Source organism: Peptoniphilus sp. KCTC 25270 (assembly GCF_021012875.1).
Classification (GTDB): Bacteria; Bacillota; Clostridia; order Tissierellales; family Peptoniphilaceae; genus JAJMZJ01.
The window spans coordinates 13,902-33,729 of the sequence record NZ_JAJMZJ010000001.1 but is presented as its reverse complement, the minus strand read 5'-3'; the positions used below and the strand labels follow the sequence as shown (position 1 = coordinate 33,729).

The 19,828-nt window shown below is 37.5% G+C and carries 15 protein-coding genes; 3 read left to right on the top strand and 12 right to left on the bottom strand.

Features of this window, described 5'->3' with window-relative positions:
• Positions 1–10: 10 nt before the first annotated feature.
• The 9 genes from clpX to LQU94_RS00085 form a co-directional block, all read right to left on the bottom strand.
• Positions 11–1,243, bottom strand: a complete 1,233-nt coding sequence (clpX, locus tag LQU94_RS00125) for an ATP-dependent Clp protease ATP-binding subunit ClpX (RefSeq protein ID WP_230633908.1) — start codon at positions 1,241–1,243, stop codon at positions 11–13.
• A gap of 12 nt (positions 1,244–1,255) precedes the next feature.
• Positions 1,256–1,840, bottom strand: a complete 585-nt coding sequence (gene clpP / locus LQU94_RS00120; protein ID WP_230633907.1) for an ATP-dependent Clp endopeptidase proteolytic subunit ClpP — start codon at positions 1,838–1,840, stop codon at positions 1,256–1,258.
• Positions 1,841–1,873: 33 nt separating this feature from the next.
• Positions 1,874–3,196 carry a trigger factor gene (tig, locus tag LQU94_RS00115; RefSeq protein ID WP_230633906.1) on the bottom strand — a complete coding sequence of 441 codons (1,323 nt, stop codon included), beginning with the start codon at positions 3,194–3,196 and terminating at the stop codon, positions 1,874–1,876.
• A 141-nt stretch (positions 3,197–3,337) separates the two neighbouring features.
• Positions 3,338–3,751 carry a zinc-ribbon domain-containing protein gene (locus LQU94_RS00110; protein WP_230633905.1) on the bottom strand — a complete coding sequence of 138 codons (414 nt, stop codon included), beginning with the start codon at positions 3,749–3,751 and terminating at the stop codon, positions 3,338–3,340.
• A 23-nt stretch (positions 3,752–3,774) separates the two neighbouring features.
• Positions 3,775–3,984 carry a YdbC family protein gene (locus LQU94_RS00105; protein ID WP_230633904.1) on the bottom strand — a complete coding sequence of 70 codons (210 nt, stop codon included), beginning with the start codon at positions 3,982–3,984 and terminating at the stop codon, positions 3,775–3,777.
• 93 nt (positions 3,985–4,077) lie between these two features.
• A complete protein-coding gene (locus LQU94_RS00100) occupies positions 4,078–6,666 on the bottom strand; it encodes a heavy metal translocating P-type ATPase (RefSeq protein WP_230633903.1) in 2,589 nt (862 codons plus the stop codon).
• 33 nt (positions 6,667–6,699) lie between these two features.
• The gene (locus tag LQU94_RS00095; RefSeq protein ID WP_230633902.1) at positions 6,700–9,660 is read right to left on the bottom strand and encodes an exodeoxyribonuclease V subunit beta; all 2,961 of its coding nucleotides are present in this window, start codon (positions 9,658–9,660) and stop codon (positions 6,700–6,702) included.
• Positions 9,641–12,412 carry a PD-(D/E)XK nuclease family protein gene (locus LQU94_RS00090; protein ID WP_230633901.1) on the bottom strand — a complete coding sequence of 924 codons (2,772 nt, stop codon included), beginning with the start codon at positions 12,410–12,412 and terminating at the stop codon, positions 9,641–9,643. Before LQU94_RS00090 ends, LQU94_RS00095 begins: the two co-directional genes overlap by 20 nt.
• Positions 12,413–12,424: 12 nt before the next feature.
• A complete protein-coding gene (locus tag LQU94_RS00085) occupies positions 12,425–13,375 on the bottom strand; it encodes an RluA family pseudouridine synthase (RefSeq protein ID WP_230633900.1) in 951 nt (316 codons plus the stop codon).
• A 105-nt stretch (positions 13,376–13,480) separates the two neighbouring features.
• Here LQU94_RS00085 and LQU94_RS00080 point away from each other — a divergent pair, with 105 nt between their 5' ends.
• A complete protein-coding gene (locus LQU94_RS00080; protein ID WP_230633899.1) occupies positions 13,481–14,155 on the top strand; it encodes a hypothetical protein in 675 nt (224 codons plus the stop codon).
• Between the two features lie 30 nt (positions 14,156–14,185).
• Here LQU94_RS00080 and trxB read toward each other — a convergent pair whose 3' ends face one another.
• Entirely contained in the window at positions 14,186–15,112 is a 927-nt protein-coding gene (gene trxB, locus LQU94_RS00075; RefSeq protein ID WP_230633898.1) for a thioredoxin-disulfide reductase, read from the bottom strand.
• A gap of 91 nt (positions 15,113–15,203) precedes the next feature.
• On the opposite strand from trxB, the gene LQU94_RS00070 reads away from it, so the two are divergent.
• The gene (locus tag LQU94_RS00070; protein ID WP_230633897.1) at positions 15,204–16,136 is read left to right on the top strand and encodes a DUF2207 domain-containing protein; all 933 of its coding nucleotides are present in this window, start codon (positions 15,204–15,206) and stop codon (positions 16,134–16,136) included.
• A gap of 41 nt (positions 16,137–16,177) precedes the next feature.
• On the opposite strand, the gene fni is transcribed toward LQU94_RS00070, so the two are convergent.
• A complete protein-coding gene (gene fni / locus LQU94_RS00065) occupies positions 16,178–17,194 on the bottom strand; it encodes a type 2 isopentenyl-diphosphate Delta-isomerase (protein ID WP_230633896.1) in 1,017 nt (338 codons plus the stop codon).
• 455 nt (positions 17,195–17,649) lie between these two features.
• Between fni and LQU94_RS00060 the strand changes: the two genes are divergently transcribed.
• The gene (locus tag LQU94_RS00060) at positions 17,650–18,702 is read left to right on the top strand and encodes an ArgE/DapE family deacylase (RefSeq protein ID WP_230633895.1); all 1,053 of its coding nucleotides are present in this window, start codon (positions 17,650–17,652) and stop codon (positions 18,700–18,702) included.
• A 548-nt stretch (positions 18,703–19,250) separates the two neighbouring features.
• On the opposite strand, the gene LQU94_RS00055 is transcribed toward LQU94_RS00060, so the two are convergent.
• Positions 19,251–19,805, bottom strand: coding sequence for an NADPH-dependent FMN reductase (locus tag LQU94_RS00055; RefSeq protein ID WP_230633894.1), 555 nt, complete (start codon positions 19,803–19,805; stop codon positions 19,251–19,253).
• Positions 19,806–19,828: the final 23 nt, after the last annotated feature.

The window sequence follows — 19,828 nt, the reverse complement described above, 5'->3', positions numbered from 1 at the left end:
TTGGAAGAGATTAATCTTCTTTGGAAATCATAATAGGAGATTCGTTTTTTTCTACGCTTTCTCTTGTAACAATTACTTTTTTCACATCACTTCTTGATGGAACTTCAAACATAATATTCATCATTGTATCTTCAATGATTCCACGAAGTCCCCTTGCGCCTGCTTTTTTGCGAATCGCAAGTTCTGCAATGGCATCTAAAGCATCTTCCTCAAATTCCAATTCTACATCGTCCATTTTCAATAACTCTTGGTATTGTTTTACCAAAGCATTTTTTGGCTCGACCAAAATTTGTTTCAAGGCATTTTTGTCTAGCTCTTCCAAAGTCACCGTAACTGGTAAACGACCGATAAATTCTGGAATCAAACCATATTTTAATAAATCTTGGGTTTCTAAATTCTTCAAAATTTCATCTGTTGGGCGATTGGTTTCTTTGATATTGCTACCAAAACCGATTCCCCCTTTACCAATACGACTTTCAATAATTTTATCAATCGAATCAAAAGCTCCACCTAAAATAAATAGAATGTTGCTTGTATCCACTTGTAAAAATTCTTGGTTCGGATGCTTACGTCCCCCTTGTGGCGGAACATTGGCTACCGTTCCTTCAATAATTTTCAAAAGGGCTTGTTGAACCCCTTCTCCACTTACATCTCGAGTAATGGATACATTTTCTGATTTTCTTGCAATTTTATCAATTTCGTCTACGTAGATAATTCCTTGTTCGGCTGCTTCTACATCATAATCCGCTGCTTGAATCAGCTTCAAAATAATATTTTCTACATCTTCCCCTACATAACCCGCTTCTGTTAAAGAAGTGGCGTCTGCAATGGCAAAAGGTACATTCAAAATACGAGCCATCGTTTGAGCAAGAAGCGTCTTACCGCTACCTGTTGGCCCGACCATTAAAATATTACTCTTTTGAATTTCTACTTCGGAATCTTTCTCCATTTCACGATTTTGGATTCGCTTATAATGATTGTACATAGCCACAGCCAAAGCTCGTTTGGCTTGATCCTGCTGAATAACATAGCTATCCAAAGCATCTTTAATTTCAGAAGGAGTTGGCAATTCCATCTCATAAGAAATGGATTTTGCCCCTTCCTCTTCTTCTTCAATCATATTGTGGCAAACAGATATACATTCATTGCAGATATATACATTGGGACCAGAAATCAATCGGTCCACTTTGCTTTGCGGTTTTCCACAAAAAGAACAGCGAAGTGTTTCGTCATTTGTTGACATACTTCCTCCAAACTATCCTCTTTTTTCAATTACCTCGTCAATGATTCCATATGCCTTGGCTTCTTCTGCTGTCATATAGTAATCACGATCGGTATCTTTTTCTACTTTTTCCAATGGTTGACCTGTTTTTTCTGAAATAATTTTATTTAAGCGCTCTCTTGTTGCCAAGATTTTTTCGGCTTGAATTTTAATATCAGAAGCCTGTCCTTGCGCGCCCCCTAGTGGTTGGTGAATCATTACATCGGCATTTGGTAAAGCGTAACGCTTCCCTTCAGCACCTGCCAACAACAAAAAGGCTCCCATAGACGCTGCCATACCAATACAAATGGTGGATACATCTGGTTTGATATATTGCATTGTATCGTAAATGGCAAGGCCTGCACTTACAGATCCCCCTGGTGAATTAATATAGATTTGAATGTCTTTGTCTGGATCCTCGGACTCTAAAAACAACAACTGAGCCACAATCAAATCGGACATTTGACTATTTACTTCACCACTTAAAAATATAATTCGATCTTTTAATAACCTAGAATAAATATCGTAACTGCGCTCCCCACGATTGGTTTGCTCTACGACCATAGGTACTAAAGCCATATAATGCCTCCTTTTCGAGGCGATTTGCCTCTTTTATTCTTCTGTAGATTCTTCTTTTGCTTCTACTTCTTTTGCGTTATCTACCAAGAAATCAATGGCTTTTCTACGGATTAAATCATCACGCAACATTTCTGTGTTGCCTTCTAACATAGTTTTTACCATTTCTTCTTGTTTTTCTTCGTCATCAGCAAAATATTTTGCCGCTGCGTCTTTTGCTTCTTTTTCCATTTCTTCATCAGAAACTTCAAATCCTTCTTCTTTAATTACAGCTTCTACCGCCAAAGAACGAAGAACTTCTTGTTCTACATCGTCGCGCATTGTTTCTTTGAACTCATCCAAAGATTGTCCCAACATTTGTAGATATTGTTCCAAAGCAATGCCTTGAGAACGCATATTGTAATCCATGTTGCGAATTTGTTCGTCCATTGCATTTTCAACCATTACTGGTGGCAATTCTACTTCCAAACCTTCTACAACTTTGTCCAATACACGGCTTACACGAATGTTTTTCGCGCTATTTTCTACTTCTTCTGTTTTCTTTTTGCGAACGTCTTCTTTGTATTCGTCTACTGTATCGAATTCAGAAATATCCTTAATAAATTCATCATCTACTTCTGGCAATTCTTCCACAGAAATAGAATTCAAAGTAATGGTAAATACGGCGTCTTTTCCTTGTAATTCTTCAGAGAAATAATCTTCTGGGAATTTCACATCAATATCAAAAGTTTCGCCTACATTTTTCCCTACGATTCCGTCTTCAAATCCTGGGATAAAGTTTCCAGCGCCAAGCTCCAATTCTTGATCTTCTGCTGTGCCGCCTTCAAAAGCTTCTCCGTCTACTTTTCCTGCGAAATCAATGTTTACTTTGTCCCCTTCTTTTGCTGCACGATCATCTACGTTGATTTTGCGAGCGTTTAGGTGACGTTCTTTTTCTAACTCATTGTCGATCAATTCGTCAGAAACTTCTGTAGGAACTTCCTCGATCTCTACGCCTTTATAGTTACCCAATTTTACTTCAGGTTTTACTTCTACATCAATATTTACAACCACGTCTTCCCCACGGTTGAATTCTTCAATATCAACATTTGGTTGATCGATTACGTCTAAATCCAATTCTTTAATGGCTTCTTCGTACATTTTTGGCAATACTTCGTTAATTGCATCTTCGAAGAAAATGCCATCGCCATATACATTTTCAATGATTTTCTTTGGTGCTTTTCCTTTACGGAATCCTGGAACGTTGAAATAAGACTTGTTTTTCTTATAAACGTCCATTTCTGCTTTCTTAATTTCTTCTGCAGAAATTGTCAAATCAAAATACACTTTATTTTTTTCTTGTTTTTTTATTTCAGTCATGGGTACCCCTCCAATTTTTATATCCAAAGTATTATACCATAAGTAACGAAAAAACAACAGTTAACTACAATTTTTCCCAAATAAAGAGGCTTTTTTCTCAATGAAAGCCCTATTTTTTCTTTTTACGGAGATTTTTCTCCCTTAAACCCGTTTTTCAAAAGTTCCTTTACAATGGGGACAAGTAATTCGAAGCTTCCCTTTGTTTTTTGGCAAACGCAAAGCTTCTTTACAATGAGGACAACGAACAATTCTCGATGTCTTCCACTCTTTTCGTTGGGTCTTTCCAATATTTAGTTGCTTTTGAATCGGCGCAACGATTTTTTGAAATTTTTGATTTTCCAAGCGTCTTTGGGAAATATTTTTGCTTAACATACGGAAATTTACCCCAATCATTCCCAAAAATCCCAAAACAATAATCCAACGATAGGGCGTTACCACTCCCAGTACAACCAATAGAATCGAAGTCCATTGTAAAAATCGATTGAGAGAATCGGGGCCATATCGTCCTCTACTATATTCCATGGCCTGTTTGCGAATTTTTTCCTTAAAAGTCATTTTCTTCCTAACTTTCTATTATTTTATTTTAGTAATTCTCTTAGCTCCATAAATTCTTCATCGGATAAAGTAATTCCCTTAGACATTTTGCTATGGTCTTCATTCCAACTACGAATATCAAATTTTGGTTTGTGTCCACTATAGCTTACTCGGTTTAATTCTTTTCTCCAGCCGTCTTTTCCCTCTCCTAAAACGCCAATATGTTCCACAATTTCAAAAGAAAAATCACTCATAGTGTCCCTCCTATTCTTTTTTTCTTTCTATGTTATACCCTATTTTTTCTCTCCATAGAAAAGCCCCGATGCAAAATACATCCGGGCCTTTTTTTATTTTACCGATTTTACATCGTAACCGGCTTCGGTAATTTGTTTTTGAATTTCTTCAATTTTTATATCCTTCAAATCTTCCGCAAAAATAACAGCTTCTTGTGGATCTAAGGTTACTTTTGCTTCAATTCCCTTCATATCGTTTAGAATTTTTTCTACACGCATAACGCAATGGTTGCAACTTAATCCGTCCAATTCCAACGTTCTTTTTTCCATTTGTTTTCTCTCCTTTTTATTTGGCTTTTCTTCTTGAAGCTCTTTCTTATGAAAATGAATTTCTGAATCTTCTTCTAAAGATTCGTCCTTACTGCTATCATTCCCTATTTTTACCAAGTTCAAACGCAAAGCGTTACTTACTACAAATAGAGAGCTAATACTCATAGCAAAAGCAGCAATCATAGGATTTAATGTTAACCCAAAATGGGGATAAAATACTCCAGCTGCCACAGGAATACAAATTACATTGTAGAAAAACGCCCAGAATAGATTTTGTTTAATATTTCGGATGGTATTTTCTGACAAACGAATGGCTTCAACAACATCCAATAGATTGCTCTTCATTAAAACCAAATCCGCACTTTCCATGGCAATATCTGTTCCGGCGCCAATGGCAATTCCTACATCCGCCCGAGCCAAGGCGGGGGCATCGTTGATTCCATCTCCTACCATGGCCACTTTTTTCCCTTTTTCTTCAAATTCACGAATGTAGGATTCTTTTTCTTGAGGCAAAACCTCGGCAATTATTTTATCAATGGGCAGAGATTCGCCTACGGCTTTGGCCGTCTTTTCGTTATCTCCCGTTAACATTACCGTTTCTTTTCCCATTTCTTGCAATTTTTTCAAAGCTTCTAGAGAGCTTTCCTTTACCAAATCCTTCGCCGCAATCCAACCATAAAAATGGTCTTTTTCGCCAAAAAACAGGGGCGTTTTCCCTTGGGATAAAGCCAAAGACAATTCTTCCTCTACCAACTCCAAGGAAATTCCATTTTCTTCCATTAACGTTTTATTCCCGGCAAAGATTCTTTTTCCTTCCACCGTTCCTTCCAATCCTTTCCCTGGAATGGCTTGGAAATTTTCTACGGTTTTCATTTCTCCCTTTTCTTCTATGGTTTCAAATCCACGAACTACGGCATCGGCCAAAGGATGCTCTGAATTTTTTTCCAAAGCATAGGCCAAAGCCAAAAGATCCTTCGGATTTTTTTCCACACCAAAAACATCGGTTACAAAGGGTTTTCCCCTAGTAATGGTTCCCGTTTTGTCCAATACAATGGTGTCCACATGATGCAAAATTTCTAAACTTTCTGCAGACTTAAACAATACGCCCCCTTTGGCTCCCAATCCCGTTCCTACCATAATGGCAACGGGAGTGGCAAGGCCTAAGGCACAAGGGCAACTAATTACCAAAACGGCAATGGCCATTCGAAGAGAAAATTCGAATCCTTGCCCCGTTCCCATCCAAACGAGGAAAGTAATTAGGGAAATTCCCATTACAATGGGAACAAAAATCCCAGAAATTCGGTCCGCCAATTTGGAAATCGGCGCTTTGGTTGCATTGGCATCTTCCACCAAAGCAATAATTTTTGAAATGGTTGTATCTTCTCCAACAGAGGTGGCCTCAAATAAAATACGCCCTCCCCCATTGGTTGTAGCCGCCATAATTTTGTCCCCTACGTGTTTTTCCACGGGAATGGATTCGCCACTTAAAGCCGATTCATCAATGGAGGTAAATCCCTCCGTTACGATTCCATCCACTGGAACATTTTCCCCTGGACCAAGAACGAGAATATCTCCCTTTACCACTTCTTCAATAGGCAGAATAATCTCTTCCCCATTTCGAATCACTCGCCCAGAAGGAGGCGTTAAATCCATCAGCTGAGTTATGGCGTTGGAAGTTCTTCGTTTGGCTCTCGCCTCTAGCCACTTCCCAAAGGCAATTAAAACCACAATGGTTCCTGAAGATTCAAAATACAATTCATGACCATAGGTCATTATCAAGTCCATATCTCCATGGCCATAACCATAGGCTAATCGAAAAATAACAAAAATCCCATATAAGAATCCCGCTCCAGATCCTACGGCAATGAGTGTGTCCATATTGGGATTTCTACGGAATAACGCCTGCAACCCATTTTTATAATAATGATTGTGAATCAAAAGAATTCCTGCCGTTAAAAACATTTGAGTCAAAGCAAAAATCAAATGATTCTCATGACCTTTGAAAATCGGAAATTCATAGAGCCCAACCATAGGCCCCATGGCAATGTATAAAAGAGGGATTAAGAGAAACAAGGACCAAATCAGCCGTTTTTGCTGAATTTCTAACATCTCTTTATAGGGATCGCGATTTACTTTTTTCTCTTTTGCTTTTTCTACGGCTTCTTCCTTTGCTTCGTAACCCGCTTTTTCTACGGCTTCTATAATTTTTCCCGCTTCCACAATATCGGAATCATAGGAAACTTTCATAGAATTGGTTAAAAGGTTTACCGCAACGGAATCGATTCCCTCAAGTTTTTTTACGGATTTTTCCACAGCCGCTACACAGGCAGAACAAGTCATCCCCGTAACTTGAAATTTCTTTTCCTGATTCATTCTACTCCCACCTTCCTGTTTTGATACATATTATCACTCTGTTTTCATTCTGTCAAAATAGGTCCGTTCTAGATTCTCTAGCCATGTTTTCTCTTCCCATTCTGAAATATTTTCTACAGAAACTTCTTCCCCCGTTTCCAAAAATAACAATTCCAAAGGAATCTCCTCTCCATAAATTCTTCGCCAAGCAATCCCATAGAGTTGCAATTGCTTTTTGTACTGAGGCATAGAAGCTGTTTTTGCTCCCCGGCGCCCCGTTTTTATATCGATCAGTTTGATTCCTTCTTCGTCTTTTGCCATTTGGTCAAAAATTCCTTCCAAATGAAACCCTTCCAAGGGAATTTGAAAAGGCATTTCTGTAGATAGAACTTCCACTTTTTCCAAGCGACGATTGTATTTTTCCAAAAGAGATTCCAAACGATTTTTTTCTTCTTCAGACAAAATCTCTGTAGCCTTTTCCAAAATCTTTTCTTGAATTTTTCCATTGGGCGACTTTGTTAAAGCAGCATATAAATGGAGCAAATTCCCTACTTCGTCTGCCTTTTTTTCCTTTCCTATGGCCTCCTCATATACAGAAATTTCTCTCTCTTCCCTCAAGAGTTTCGAAGGAGAAATGGAAATCTGCCTTTTCTTTTGGCGATAGGAAGGTTGAATCAAAGGTTCTTCTTCTTTTGGACTTTCTTCTAATTTTGTATTTGTGTATTCTCTTTCTGGAATCTCGTAGGGAAAATCTTGAAAATATTTCATAAATCCTTTGTCATCCTCTGAGCTTTTCAGAAGATGCAATTGTTTTTTCGCCCGAGTCATTCCTACATACAAAAGACGCAACTGCTCTTCTTCCTCAAATTGGTCCCGTACCTCTAGATTTTTTCCGTGAATATAATCTCGCCCGTCCCATTGAATTCCTGGGCCGTACTCCCGGGAAAAATTTAGATCTTGTTTTGTCTTCCGTCCAGAGGCAGATAAATCTCCTAAGAAAACAACGTCGTATTCCAAACCTTTGGAACCATGAATCGTAGAAATTTCTATATATTTTTCAGAGGAGAAAATATCCGGTTGTGCTGGATCCTCCCACTGTTTTTTCTTGTGAATATAGGACAAAAACCCGACCAAACTATCTTCAAATTCCTCTTCATAATGGCGAGCCATTTCCAAGAAATCCAAAAGATTTTCCACGCCTTGTTCCCCATATTCCTCTTTTACAAAATCTTCATATCCTTCCATCCAATAGATTTTTTCTAAGAAAGAGGAAATTTCTCCCCTTTCCAATTCTCTTTTCCATTGTTCTTGTTTTTTCTTCCAACGCTCCCATTTGCTTTTTTCTTCCCCTTCTTCCCATTCCAAATCCTCTTTATACATTTTATAAATGGAAGAATCTTCTAGGCCCACAAAGGGAGAACGCAAAACGCCAATTTGAGAAATTTTATTTTCCGATTGAAAGAGGGATTCCAATAGTAGAAGCAAATCCATAATTTCCCGCTGTTGGAAAAATCCTTGGGATTTCCGATTGACAAAGGGAATGTTCCATTTTCGAAAAACTTCTTCATAAATTGGCATCTGAGTGGATGTTCTCAACAATAGAGCCATGGTCTCTAAATTGGAATTCTTTCGGTTTTCCAAAAATTCCCGAGCGATATATTCCGCCTCTGCGGTGATTTTTTCTTCTTTGGATTGCTTTTCTTCCACCAGATTTTTGATTCCATAGACAAAATCCCCCAGAGATTGATGGCCTTCCAAAGGAGAATATTCTTCCATTTTGTCTTGAAAAAATGCATTCATTCGATCCATCAATTCAGTGGAACTGCGATAGTTTTTGGACATAATCAATTCTCGGAACCCTTCTTCTACCATTTTTTTCGTAAATTCTTGGGAAGAGGTTACATCCGAACCGCGGAATCCGTAAATGGATTGTTTTTTATCCCCTACAATAAATAAATTTCCTTTTTGGGAAAGAGTTCGAATCAGCTGGATCTGTTGCAAATTGGTATCTTGAAATTCATCCACTAAAACATAGTCGTAGAGATTTTGGATTTCTTCTCGTAAATCCTCTCGTTCCAGTAACTTTAAGGACTGTTCCAATAAATCCCCAAAATCTAACTTTTCCTCTTCTCGCTTTCTTGCCCAATATTTTTTATGAATTTCTTGCAAAAGTTCTGAAATCTTTTCGATATAGGGAATGTTTTTGTGTTCTTCTTCCCCTTTTCGCTTTTCCACTAAAGATTTCAAACCCTCCAAAAACTCTTTTCCCCCAGACAATCGAGAACAGGCCGATGGGGTTTCTTCTATAAACGCCCATTCTTCTTCTTGGGAAAGGAGCCCCGAATAGAAAGATTCTGCCTTTTCTCCATACAAATGTTTGTAGGCTTTGGTCGTTTTGCCCATGGAAAGTTCTCGCAAATCTTTCATAATTTGCTTTCCTTCTTCTAAGGGATTTTCTCTCCCCTTGATTTCCCTCGGCACAAATTGGTCCAAATTTCCATTTTGTCGCAAATCCATATACAGGTCAAAAAATTCTTTTTCCCCTTTTGAAAAATTCCATTCCATTTCTTCCATAAATTCTCGGAAAATGGGCTCTTGTACATAGGCTGTCCGAAGGGTTTCTCCTATAATTTCTGATAAAATTCCCTTGCTTTGGTATTCTTCCATTACGGAAAATCCTGGAGAAATTCCCAAAATGGGAGCGTATTGACGAACCAAATCCGTACAAAAACTATCGATGGTTTGAACGCTACTGTGGTTTAAGCTTTCTAATTTCTTCTTATCTCCAGCCACCAAGGACATAATCCGATTTTGCATTTCTCGGCTCGCTTTTTTGGTAAAAGTAATGGCCAAAATCCGAAGGTTCTTTCCTTCTTCCTGTCCCTTTTCAATAATCCGAAAAAAGCGATTGGTTAACACTTTGGTTTTTCCCGCACCAGCCCCTGCATGAAGAACGATGGAATGTTCTAAATCCGTTATGGCTTCTCTTTGTATCTCATTCCATTGTTCCGACATAATATTGCTCCTTTCTACAAATTTCTTTGTATTGACAATAATTGCAATTTTCTGGTTTTTCAGGAATCGGCGGATATTCTCCCTTTTCGATTTCCTTCAACAACAAGGTAAGCTTCTCCGGAAATTCTCGGTAAAAAGCTTCCATTTCTTCTTGATTCTTATAAATGGAAGAACTCGCCCGGAAATATTTCCCCGCCGCTTCTTCGTTTCGTAAAACCGTTGAAAATTTCCCTTTTTCAATTTCTCCATATCCCAAAGAAACAACCTCTTTTCCTTGTAGATATCGGCTATAGGCATAAAGAGGCAATTGGAAACTTTTCCCTTGGGCAAAAACACTAGGACTTACGCCGCTTTTTTTCTTAAAATCCACAACAATTTCCTGTCCCAATGCATTTTCATCAATTCGGTCAATCACGCCTACCCATTTGTAGCCAGACACTTCCATTTCAAATCGCTCTTCAAAGGCCTTCGGATAAAATCCTCCGTCTTTTTTCTCATTGTTTCGTCGCTCTTCATCTATGGCAATAAAGGCAGAGATGGATTTTTTCCAAAGGGGAACCATTACCTCAAACTCCAAAGGCTCAAAACGTTCCATAAAGTCCACTCGATAAAGATACTGATCCATCAGTTGAGGAAGTTCTTGGATGTTTTTCCCTTGCTTAAAAAATCCCTCCAAAACAAAATGGTAGAATTTTCCAATGGATAAAGCTTGTTCCATGGCCACAGATTTAGGCAAAGAATCTTTCATTAAAAACTGATCCATATAAAAAGCATAGGGACATTTTATAAACTGGTCCAAAAACGTCGCCGACAATTTTCGGTTTTTCATAGAAGATAAAACATCCTCTCGAATCCTTTCCTCTAATTTCATGGGATTTCTCTCAGAGGAATATTTATATTTTTCCTCTTCTCCATGGTGCATTCTATATTTCTTTTTTCCGTGGTGGATGGATTTTTTATTGATTTCTTCCAATCGCTCTTCCAATTGAATCCAAATAGGAGATACATCCTCTTCTTCGCCCCCTTGTCCTAAATAACAAACGTCTCCTTGGGACAAAGCGTGAAAAAATACATATTCCATCTCTTCTTTTCTCGTTTCCCCTTCGAAAATCGGGCCAAATGGAATCCATTCTTCTCGGTTTCCTAAATGGTAGAAAAAGTTCATAGGTTCTGATTGAGGAAATTTCCCCTCTAAATTAGAAATCCCCAACCAAGGAAAATACGTCCCCATGGATTCCTGAAGAGTTAAAATCCTTAACCCTTCCTCTTCGTAGGTAGGAATTTCTTCTTTTCTTTCCATCTCTTCTTTCAAAATAGATAGAAATTGAGAAAGCTCCATCTCCTCCAAATGGGACCGATACGCCTCCCATGAAGATAGAATTTCTAAAATTTCATCCATCCATATTTTCAACTCTTCCTCTACTTGGGCTTTCATATTCTCTATCTTCCATGAAAGATAATCTAAAATTTCTGAAAATTTCCCCTTAGGACAATGGGACATATCCTCTTGGATTTTTTCGTAGGTTCCTTGTAAAATTTCAATGTCTTCCTCACGCAAATCCAAAAGAGTATGATTCTGAAAGTCATGGATTAATTCTTCATAGCTATTTCCATTGGTGCGGTAAAAAATTTCCAATATTTTTTCAGGTTCTTCGACTATAGGGTGCCAAGAAGATTCCAAACGATATATTAAGCCTTCCATCCCTTTTTGAGAATATTCTCCCTGTTGGAGGAAAGTAGCAAAAATAGAGCGTTTTTCCTCGTTCAATTCTCCTCTTTTCTCTTCCAAAGGAATTCCTTTTGCCTTGGCCAATCTTCTATATTCTTCCTTCTCCCCCTCTGAGGTCACCAAAATTCCCATCTGATTCCAATGGAATTTTTCGTTATCCAAAAGAGCACGGTCTAAAATTTCCTCATGAAGATATTGTTTTCTATGGGATTGAAGAAAAAACAAATTCTCGCCCCATTCTTTTTTTATAGGGTGTTTTCCCCAGGCAATTTCTTGGAATGGAGCGGGATTTTCTTCCTCTCGTCTTTCCAGTAAGAAACCAATTTTTTCCAGCTTCTCTAAGGTTTCTTCAAAAAATTCATGACCCTGTTCCATTTCAAAAGATAGATAGCCCGTTATGGAAAAATTCCCTTTCACAAGAGCCTTTAACAACCGTCCCTCCATAGGGCGAAAGCGGCTAAACCCATAAAAATACAATTCTTCCTTTTCAAAAATTCCCTCTTGAATATTTTCTATGGCCTCTTTATAAATTTCTCGAATCGACGTAATTCCCCATTTTTCTCCATATTCCTTGTAAAGAAGATAGATTTTCTCCATCTCCTCTCGTCCTGTAACGGGAATCTTTTGGAAAAATTCTTCTCCTTGCTTTTCCCCTTCTTCCATTTTTTCAAATAGAGACAGAAAACTCTCTATGGAAGATAAAAAGGCAAAAGACTCTCCAAAATAAGGAAACTCTTCCTTTCTCTCCTTTAATTTTTCCTGAAACATATAAGGAAAAAAGGGCATTTTCTCCTCTTCTTTTCCAAAGGAAAAATAACGGGCCAAATCATCAAAAGTAAAAAATTCCAATCCAATATATCCATGGAAACGCTCTGCAATTTCTCGCTTCAAACTTTCCATGCTACTTCGATTGGGCAAAAGAATCATCCGCTTTTCGTAGGGATTTTCTCGATTTTTTCTCCCTAACTCTTCTATAAAATCCCTGCGCCCTTGGCCTATGGGATAAACCATTCCACGATTCATTTCTTCTCCTTTTTATTTCCCCTTAGAAATTTCCTTCCAAACTCTTTCCAATTCCCCTTTTGGCTCGCTTACAATAACCTTTTCGCTTAATTCCTTCAAAGACCCCTCTATTTTAGGAAATACCAACTTATAAGAATGGAGCAATTGATGGTTTACTCCATAGGGATTTTTCCCCCGGTTCTTCCCGTATTTTTGATCTCCCAAAACCGGATGACCAATAGAAGACAATTGATAACGGATTTGGTGGGTTCGCCCTGTAATCAAATTCACTTCCACAAGGGTATAAGGCTTTTGGTATTCCAAAGGTTTATAAATTCCCACAGAATCCTTCCCCTCTTCATGGGCAAATACACGGTTTTTCTCCTCATTTTTCCCAATGCGAGAAACAATTTTTTCTTCTTTTTTTAATTCTCCTTCACAAATGGTTACGTAATATTTTTCTAACTTTCCTTCTCGAATCATCCGGTTTACTTCCCGAAGCCCCACGGCGGTTTTTGCCCCAATGATTAAACCCGACGTATTCCGATCCAAGCGATTGCAAATGGATGGAGTAAAAGTTTTTTCTATTCTAGGAACGTAGTCTCCCTTATCTATTAAATAGGTAATCATATCGTCAACTATGTTTCGTTCAAATTTTCCACCGGCACCATGGCTTAAAATCCCCGCCGGTTTTTCCATAATCAAAACATCCTCTGTTTCTAAGATAATTTTTGGATAATGGCCTCGTTTTTTCTTCTTCTTTTCTCCTTCAAATTTCTTAAACGTTTCCTCTGAAAAGAAAATCGAAACAATATCCCCCTTTTGCAAAATGTATTCTTGGGTGACTTTTTTCTTATTTACCACAATATTCTTTTTTCGAATGGATTTATACAATAAACTAAGGCCCGCTTCTGGTAAAATCTTCTTCAAATAGCGGTCCAGACGCATTCCTTCATCATTTCGTAATATTTCAAATTGGCGCATAGGGTTTCTCTTTTTCCTTTCTATTGTTATAATATATGATTGATAAAGTATTTTTGTTTTCCTTTATTATACAACATAGTGAGAAGAAATAGAAAAGAGGCTATTTTGAAGATATTTAATCGATTAACCAGTACATTCATAGGATTGTTGCGATTCCTCGCCGTCCTCGCCATATTGGCTGTTTTGGTTTTCATTATTCAATGGCGCATTGATCATCTCTTTGCCATGACCAGTTCAGAAAAACCAATATCCACAACCATTACAGAAGAAATTGATAGTTCCAAGAAACAATTGGAGCATCTAAAAGAAACCCAAACCAAGGAGGAAACGGCTCCAACGGTTTTGGTAAACATTGACAATACGGATCCAAAAGCCGTAGCCCAAGTTTTGAAAGAAAGCGGATTTATCCAAGATCCTGAAACTTTTATACAGCGTTCTCTAAGAGAAGGACACGGAAAATACTTTACCAAAGGTACTTTTGATATTCCAAAAGGATCCACCAACGATGAAGTCTTTGCTCTTTTAACAAAAAGCGGTTTAGAAGCAGCAAAACGCACCGTACAAATTGAAATCCCTTCTCCTACAACTCCAGAGGAAGTGGCAAATATTGTCTATAAAGAAGGACTAATCCAAAACGAAAAAGTTTTTGTTCAAATGCTACAGGAACAAAACGCCATGGAAAAAATTCAGGCGGGAGGCTACAATATTCAAGCTCCCATTAAAGCCCAAGAATTAATTGATCAATTAACAAAATATTTTAAGGAAGAAACCGCACAATAAAAAATCTTCAGCCAATGGCTGAAGATTTTTTTATTCGTTTCGTTCTAAATATTCAATGGCAGAAATCGCAGCAATGGCTCCTTCTGAAGCCGAATTTATAACTTGTCGCACTTTCTTTTTACAAATATCTCCTGCCGCATAAATTCCCTTTACGCTGGTTTCTTGATTGGAATCCGTTACAATGTATCCCTTTTCATTTTCCACCAATTCCGAAACAAAAGCCGTTTGTGGATCGTTTCCTACATAGATGAAAACTCCCAACGGTCCTACTTCGTCTTTATGGAAGCTTTGAACTTCTCCCGTTTTTTTGTTTCGAATGGAAACTTCCTCTAACATTTGAGAACCTTTTAATTCTGCCAACTCACTACTCCAGAAGAAATCAATTTTTTCGTTGTTTTTTGCCATTTCCTCTAAGTAAGCCTCTGCACGCAATTCATCCCGGCGATGAACAATGTGTACTTTCTTGGCAAATCGCGTCAAATAAATGGCCTCTTCTACGGCAGCATCCCCACCGCCAATAACAAAGATTTCCGCTCCACTATAAAAAGGTCCATCGCAAGTAGCGCAATAACTTACGCCACGACCGGCGTATTCCTCTTCTCCCGGAACGCCCAATTTTCTCGATTTGGTTCCTGTGGCAACAATCACCGCTTTGGACTCAAAATTCCCCTGATCCGTTTCCACAATTTTTTTACTTCCCTCTAGGCGAATGGATTTTGCCTCTGCCATTTTAATTTCTGCTCCAAAGCTTTTGGCTTGTTTGGACATACGAAGGGCCAAGTCCATTCCAGTTTCCCCTTCGATTACGCCAGGATAATTGGCCACCTCTAGAGTCTGGCCCATTTGTCCCCCTTCCATTCCATATTCCAAAATCAAAGTCTTTAATTTTCCTCGTCCAGCATAAATCCCTGCACTTAACCCGGCTGGGCCCGCTCCAATTATTATTACATCATACATTTTTATCCCTCACTTTATTTCCCGTTAATTTCATATTTTTTGTGATTTTTTGTGATATGATAATACAAACACGAAAAGAAAGGAAAAGAATATGCCTTCCCAATCAACTGAAACCACTCAAGGTCTAATTACCCAAATTCTGAATTTTCAACACATTTCCAATACCAGCAAATTGTGGTTGCTTCTTGGAGTTGGAATCCTAATATCGGCTATTTTTGTCTATTTTTTAGAGAAGTCAAAACACCCAAAAGTTTCCAACGTTCCCATAAAAAACCTTCGTTTAACCCCCTCTCAGGTTTCCTTCCTTTTGCAAGGACCCTTGAAACCGGAAAATTCCCTTGCTGCTACTTTTCTAGATTGGAATCGTAAAGGATGGATTCAAGAAAATACCTTAACCGAATCTGGATTTTTATTGAAAGAACAACCTGGCCCTATCACAAAAAGTGAAGAGTATTTAATCGACTTTTTACAAAAACACTCCAAGGGTCGAAATATTGACTTTTCTCTTATTGGAAAAAGCCAAAAAAATCAAGGGGATGAATTCTACAGTGATTTGAATCAATGGTACTATCTTCTAAAAGAAGAGCTCATCGAAAGAAATTTGCTTTATCCTAGCCATCGAAACCATGGAAATACCTTAGTCTATGGTCTTCTTTCCATTGCTTTTTATTTCATTGGATTCATTGGTATTTGGCTAAAAATTCAAGCCGCCCTCCTTACTCTAGTGGGCGCCACTATTTATTTTTTCTTTGCCTTAAAAACTTATGGAAAACTTCCCACAACAGGACAAAGCGTTTATACCTATTTGCAACCTCTACGGAAGGGCGAGACCCGTACTTTTTCAGGAGACCAAAATCTCAATTCTGAAAATTTACGCCTCTATGCCATCGCTTTAGGATCTTATAAAAAAATGTCCTCCAATCTTTCTGAAACAGAAAAATCTTTAGAAGACGAATTTATAAACTCCTTTATCGAAAACACGAAAAAAACATTTATTGGAAGTGTCTCTTTCCAAATTATCTAAAAAAAGAACCATTGGACTCCTTTCGGAATCCAGTGGTTTTTTTAATCCAATAACTCTTTTAATGTTCCCGTTGCCTTCCAATTTACTTTGGATAGCTCCTCTATATTTTTTGCTCCCAATAACAACATAATTACCTTGGTCTTATGAATCAAATCTTCAAGATATTGTGTCGCATATTCCAATCCGCCATGGATTAAATAGTTTAGAAGTTCACCACTAATGCCGACCATATCTGCTCCAAGAACCAAACACTTTACTAAATCCAAAGCATTGGAAACGCCGCCAGAAGCTGTAATATGCAAATCTTCATAACCTAGTTTTTTTGCCTCAATTAAAGAATAGGCCGTTGGATTTCCCCAACCATATAAATCTGTCATATCCACAGAAGGGCAACGTAAATTTTCTACTTCAAAGAAATTGGTTCCCCCAAATCCAGAAATATCCACATTGCGAACCCCGGCCTTATAAAGTTTTTCAACGGTTTCCGCAGACATACCAAACCCAACTTCTTTTACCACTACAGGTTTTTGGACTTCCTTTGTGAGGGTCGAAATATTTTCTAAAATTCCCTTAAACTCACGATCTCCTTCTTCCATGGCCAATTCCTGAGCTGGATTCAAATGAACTTGAATGGCGTCCGCTTTTACAATTTCCATGGCTTTTTCTGCATCCTCTTTCGAAAGACGACCGCTTAAATTGGAAAGAACCATTCCGTCCTCTCCCACAATTTTTCGAACGATTTCAAAAGATTCCCTTGCATCTTCTTCCTCTAAGGCCACGGTTTCGCTACCAACAGCCATAGGAAGTTGCAGTCTTTTCGCAATCTCAGCCAAATCCCGATTGATATCCTCGGTAAAATCCGTACCTCCTGTCATAGCGTTAATCATCAAAGGAAAATGAATTTTTTTCCCTAAATACATAACAGAAGTGTCCACCTCATCAAAATCCATCTCTGGCAAAGAATTATGAGGCAAGAATACATCTTCTAAAAGAGTATTTCCTCGATAATTGGCACGTAAATAATTTTCTACATGCTCCCTTTTTCTATATTTTCTCAAACTGCACCTCAGTTTCTATTTATATAAATCTCATTGAATACAAAATTTATCACAATAATAATATCAAAAAATCAATTTATGTACAAGTTTTTGAAAAAAAGAGAAAGAAAATTCCTTCCATTTTTAAATTTTTATTCATAATCCATTTTACTTATTTATAAATATCAAGTTTCCGATCTATTCATTAATTCTATATGAAAAATTTTATGATATTTCAAGTTTTTTACAATTCAAATGGAGTTTATTTTCCTGTAGAATAGACTCATTAATCATAGGGCATTCTTCAGCGCCCTTCTATTTCTCGTTGAACTAAGATGCAATTCACGTCAACTTAATATCTATAGAAATCATATCCTTCCTCCTGGTATATTTTTTGTCAAAAACATTTTGCCATAATAAGCGTTTTGCTTTTACAAAGTTGTATGAATTTTACCTGATGTTTTTAATCAAGTAAAATGGATATAATTATAGATATAAATACTAGTTGCTGTATAAAGGAGGAAGTAATAGACAAAAATGAAAAAATTAAGTTATTACAGGATATGATTCAAATCAAAACGGTAAATACTAACGAAAAAGAGTTGGCCAATTATTTGAAAATTTTTCTAAAAAGTAAAGGTATTGAATCGGAATTAATTGACTATAACGATGAAAGATCCAGCCTAGTTGTAGAGGTTTCAAATGGAGAAAGAAAGACTCTTGTACTTTCTGGCCATATGGACGTAGTAGAAGCCGGGGACGAAAACCTATGGACCTATCCTCCATTTTCTGGCCATATAGACGGAGATGTTATTTGGGGTAGAGGGACTTCAGATATGAAGTCGGGTCTTGCAGCCATGGTAATAGCTTTAGTAGAAGCCAATGAAAAGAAAAATTTTAACGGTACCATTAGACTACTAGCTACTGTTGGTGAGGAAGTTGGACAATTTGGTGCTGAGCAATTAGAAGAAAAGTCATATATGAAAAATGTAGATGGTCTTTTAATTGGCGAGCCTTGCAATATAGGGATAGTATATGCCCACAAAGGAAGCCTCAACTATGAAGTTATTTCCAAGGGAATGGCGGCTCACTCATCAACACCGGAACTAGGTGTCAAGGCTATCGAAAATCTTTTATTAGCAAGTGAAAAAATAACGAAACAGGCCAAAGATTGGAATGAACAGATAAAAAATGATTCACTTGGAAACTTTGACCATAATATTACAATAATTGGCGGTGGTCTTCAGGTAAATTCAATACCAGATCAAGCTTACTTAGAAGCTAATGCTAGAACGATTCCTGAATTAGAAAATGACAAAATCATTGCCCGTATTCAAGAAATTATCGATGAGCTAAATAAAAAAGAAGGCGTTGATTTAGAATTAAGAGTCACCTCCAGCCTTCCGCCAGTTGAAGCCAATCCCAACTCAGATCTAGTAAAAATTATAGCAAATATTGCTAATAACAGTCCTGAACTATCGATTGATGCTCTACTTAAAAGCATGGGAGATACTCTAGCCAAGACTTAAAAAATCATCCTCTAATTAAGGGATGGAAAGAGGTTGGTCCTATTACAATTGCTGGTACAACGGATGCCGCTCAATTTACAAAACATGTTAAAAATATAGACTTCGCTGTATACGGACCCGGCATGCCAATGCTAAACCATAAAATTGATGAAAGGATACCATTAAGCCAATACCTAGCATTTGCAAATGCCTATGTACACATAATAGAAGATTACTTAAAATAATACAAAAAACCTTCAGATGTGTACCCGTAAAACTAAATACGAAATTTCTATTCGTTGATTATAATGGATGCTACTTTGTACTTGATAGGTAGTATCCATTTTTGTTTTAGATGGAATTCTTTCTTTGTTGCAATAATATACATAATCCTTTATCATTTTAAAAAATTTCCAAAAGACCCATCAACCATAATGCATTTCTTTTTCCATCATCTAAAAAACCTTTTTATCGTTCAATCATCCTTAGTCATTTCCTTTATACTCTTTAAACTCAAAAAAATACCCTCTCTACTGGTTCCTTCAGTAAAGAGGATATCTATCATTGAATTAGTTTTCTTGTCTGCTGACCAATTCAGCGTGTTTTACAAATGCGTCAACGGCTTTTGCTAGAAAGTTTCTCGTTCTATCTGTCATATTTCCTTCTTCATCAAATGAGTCTTGGATTGTTGATAGGTAGACTTCTGGCTGTTGCATTGGAATTAGATCTACATATACAAATGCTTGACGTAATGCAAGATTTGAAGCCATAGCTCCTGTCGGTCCCATTGTTGCACTAAATACGGCTGCCGGTTTTTTAGCCCATGCGTTTCCGTTTGGATCCACTGAAACTACATCGATTAAGTTCTTCAATGCTGGTGCTAAGGATCTATTATACTCTGGAGTAAAGAAAATGTAGCCATCATATTTTCTAACTTCTTCTCTTACTCTACCGTATTCAGGCGTACCATTTTCACCTTCTAAGTCTGTATTATATAAAGGAAGATTTGTTATATCAATAAATTCCGCCTCTACATTTGCAGGGAAGAGCTCTTTAACTGCTTCTGCTACCTTTCTATTGTATGATTCCTTTCTTAATGAACCTACGATTAAACCTACTTTCATTTTTTCCTCCTAAAATTTTTATT

What these genes read in the sequence shown, in the direction of transcription:
- LQU94_RS00070 (WP_230633897.1), top strand. Translation starts at nt 15,204, where the DNA reads ATGCCTTCCCAATCAACTGAAACCACTCAAGGTCTAATTACCCAAATT.
- tig (WP_230633906.1), bottom strand. Translation starts at nt 3,196, where the DNA reads ATGACTGAAATAAAAAAACAAGAAAAAAATAAAGTGTATTTTGATTTG.
- LQU94_RS00090 (WP_230633901.1), bottom strand. Translation starts at nt 12,412, where the DNA reads ATGAATCGTGGAATGGTTTATCCCATAGGCCAAGGGCGCAGGGATTTT.
- LQU94_RS00105 (WP_230633904.1), bottom strand. Translation starts at nt 3,984, where the DNA reads ATGAGTGATTTTTCTTTTGAAATTGTGGAACATATTGGCGTTTTAGGA.
- LQU94_RS00060 (WP_230633895.1), top strand. Translation starts at nt 17,650, where the DNA reads ATGGATATAATTATAGATATAAATACTAGTTGCTGTATAAAGGAGGAA.
- LQU94_RS00085 (WP_230633900.1), bottom strand. Translation starts at nt 13,375, where the DNA reads ATGCGCCAATTTGAAATATTACGAAATGATGAAGGAATGCGTCTGGAC.
- trxB (WP_230633898.1), bottom strand. Translation starts at nt 15,112, where the DNA reads ATGTATGATGTAATAATAATTGGAGCGGGCCCAGCCGGGTTAAGTGCA.
- LQU94_RS00095 (WP_230633902.1), bottom strand. Translation starts at nt 9,660, where the DNA reads ATGTCGGAACAATGGAATGAGATACAAAGAGAAGCCATAACGGATTTA.
- LQU94_RS00055 (WP_230633894.1), bottom strand. Translation starts at nt 19,805, where the DNA reads ATGAAAGTAGGTTTAATCGTAGGTTCATTAAGAAAGGAATCATACAAT.
- clpX (WP_230633908.1), bottom strand. Translation starts at nt 1,243, where the DNA reads ATGTCAACAAATGACGAAACACTTCGCTGTTCTTTTTGTGGAAAACCG.
- clpP (WP_230633907.1), bottom strand. Translation starts at nt 1,840, where the DNA reads ATGGCTTTAGTACCTATGGTCGTAGAGCAAACCAATCGTGGGGAGCGC.
- LQU94_RS00110 (WP_230633905.1), bottom strand. Translation starts at nt 3,751, where the DNA reads ATGACTTTTAAGGAAAAAATTCGCAAACAGGCCATGGAATATAGTAGA.
- LQU94_RS00100 (WP_230633903.1), bottom strand. Translation starts at nt 6,666, where the DNA reads ATGAATCAGGAAAAGAAATTTCAAGTTACGGGGATGACTTGTTCTGCC.